The sequence below is a fragment of the Micromonospora sp. DT41 genome (genome assembly GCF_049841715.1).
In the GTDB taxonomy this organism is placed as follows: Bacteria; Actinomycetota; Actinomycetes; order Mycobacteriales; family Micromonosporaceae; genus Micromonospora; species Micromonospora profundi.
In genome coordinates, this window is sequence record NZ_JBNCKU010000040.1 from 1 (window position 1) to 2,007 (window position 2,007).

Annotated in this window: 2 protein-coding genes; one reads left to right on the forward strand and one right to left on the reverse strand. The window is 67.9% G+C overall.

Annotated features, from left to right (window positions below):
• Window positions 1-1,034, forward strand: a 1,034-nt coding sequence (locus tag ACLQ23_RS31475; RefSeq protein WP_425881527.1) for a hypothetical protein, incomplete at its 5' end; no start/stop codon positions are given.
• Here the strand turns inward: ACLQ23_RS31475 and ACLQ23_RS31480 are convergent.
• On the reverse strand, window positions 1,014-1,925 hold the full coding sequence (locus ACLQ23_RS31480) for an NAD-dependent epimerase/dehydratase family protein (RefSeq protein ID WP_425881528.1): 912 nt from the start codon (window positions 1,923-1,925) through the stop codon (window positions 1,014-1,016). The genes ACLQ23_RS31475 and ACLQ23_RS31480 overlap by 21 nt on opposite strands.
• Window positions 1,926-2,007 lie beyond the last annotated feature (82 nt).

Sequence of the window (2,007 nt, forward strand, 5' to 3'; positions counted from 1 at the left end):
CATCACCAAAACGACCACCGCCACCTCGCCCGAAACACCACAACCAACCAACCACCAGGCTTAATGAAAGACGGAGGCTAATAAGCCTTGCTCTGCCGAACGACTCTATCGATTCCTTGCAGGAAGACGTGACGTTGCTCGCCCGATCGGGAGGCATGGCAGCCTTCGACGTGTTCAGCAGCGCTCGCCGGTTGCGGGACGAGGCAAGGGCTTTGGTCGAGCGCACCCGTCGGCCCGTTGACCTGGCCGACCTCTACGTGGTCATCGGCCAGAGTGCTGCCCTGATGGCCTCCACCGCCTTTGACCTCGGGCACTGGAACGAGTCGGCGGCCCTGGCCAGAGCATCAACGCAGTACGCCGACCTGGCCGGACACGCGTCGTTGAAGGCGTGGACGTACGGCCTGCAGATGACACTTGCCAACTGGCGCAACGAACCGGATTCCGCGCTGAGCTATTTCGCTCGCGCCATGCGGACGGCACCGGAGGGCGAGCCGAGACTGAGGCTCCGCTATGTCGCTGCCCGCTCTCACGCGCTGCTCGCGGACTCCGATTCAGTCGCGGCTGTCCTGGAAGCGGCCCAGCGAGACAGGGAAGCGGCAGCGGATCGACCCGACGAGCTTGCCACCGTTACCGGTGGGGAGTTCGCATTCGGCGAGGCGCGGGCGGCGGCATGTGCGGCGGCGGCATGGCTCGACCTCCGCAACGGCGAGCAGGCCGCGAGGTACGCCCGAGAGGCGTTGCAGGTGTACGAGGCGTTGCCGTCGCCCAGGCGGCCGTACTCGCAGATCAACGGGACACAGATCGACGTTGCCGCTGCTCACCTCCACATGCGGGACAAGGATGGTGCGGCCGACGCGCTGCGTACCGTCCTGGACCTGCCGCCGCAGAAGCGCAATGTCTCGCTGACCGGTCGGCTGTCGCGGATCGAGCACATGCTGAGCCAGTCGCCGTGGGACCGCGACGCCGACGCGCGCCAGCTCGCCGACCGCATCTCGGTGTGGCTGTCGGAGACCTCAGCCCGTCCGCTCACCTGACCGGTGCCAGGCGGCCAACACCTGCGCTTCCTTCTCCGGGCTGATGCCGATCTCGGCGGCCCGATCGTGGCTGCTAACCTCGCCGCTCTCCACCATCCACCGCCAGGTATCGCGGATGGTCAGGGAGAGCGGCCGGCAGCGTAGGCCGGCTGTCTGCGCCTTGGTGGTGTCGACGCGCCAGACGCCGTCGAACGTGCGCCAGAGCGGTAGCTCGGACCACTGCCGGACGCCTTGGCTGAGCAACACCTCATCGGGCACCCAGTCGAAGGAGGCGTCGGCCTGGGTCGCGTGGGCGCAGTCCGCCAGTAGCCCCCCGAAGGTGGCACCGTCCTGCGGTGCGCAGACGTTGAACGCGCCGGAGGAACCTTCGGTGATCGTGTGGAGTGCGAACGCGGCTAGGTCGCGCACGTCGACCGGCTGGATGGTGCGGTCGGGGGAGCCGGGGGCTAGGACGTTCCCACCATGAGCCACGCGGCGCAGCCACCACGGCAGGCGGCCGACGTACTCACGCGGGCCGAGCACGACACCGGGGCGCAGGATCGTGGTCCGGTCCGGTCCGAACGCGGCGACGGCTGCTGCCTCGCAGCCGGCTTTCTGGTAGCCGTACCGGGTCGGCCCGTCCTCATTGTCAGTGCCGTAGTCGGGGCCGGCGTCCGGTGGGCAGTAGAGCACCTCGGACCGCTCGCTGAGGGGCTTCAATGGCCAGTCATGGTAGACACTGACGGTGGACATGAAGACGTAGTGACCCGTTACGGGTGAGAGCGTGCGAGCCATGTCGAGCGTGTTCCTTGGCACGTACCCCGACGCGTCGATCGCGGCATCCCAAGGGCCGGCGGCGGCGAGGGCGGCGATGTCTTCGGGGCGGGTCCGGTCGCCTCGGATTGGCCGCACCGCTTCTAGCCTCGGCCTTTCACGGCAGCCGTGATCTTGGATGTCCAGCGGGTCGGTAGATATGGCGAAGTGCCTGCCACGT